A 271-nucleotide genomic window follows, 5' to 3' on the forward strand; every position below is an offset into this window, starting at 1 on the left:
GAACTTGTCGATTGGCTGAAAGCAGAGCACGGCATGGGTCACGGTCACGCCAATGCTTTGGTTGCCCATACACTCGCCGAAGACAAGAAGAGCGGAGGTTAGTTTGAAATGAGTCCTACTGTCATGATATGGACCGGCCGTATTCTTACCGGCATCTTTACACTCTTCATGCTTGTCGCATCGATATCGCCCAAACTGATCGGTGCAGATGTGGCTGCGAATTCCCTACGCGATCTCGGCTGGCCGGAGGGCTATGTACTGATGATCGGTG

1 protein-coding gene is annotated in these 271 nt (G+C 52.8%); it reads left to right on the top strand.

Annotated elements, in window-relative coordinates:
• Positions 1-102, top strand: a 102-nt coding sequence (locus Q5L94_RS13700) for a DUF4287 domain-containing protein (RefSeq protein ID WP_317498909.1), incomplete at its 5' end; no start/stop codon positions are given.
• Between the last annotated feature and the right edge of the window lie 169 nt (positions 103-271).

The sequence above is a fragment of the Idiomarina sp. Sol25 genome, assembly GCF_033052775.1.
GTDB lineage: Bacteria > Pseudomonadota > Gammaproteobacteria > Enterobacterales > Alteromonadaceae > Idiomarina.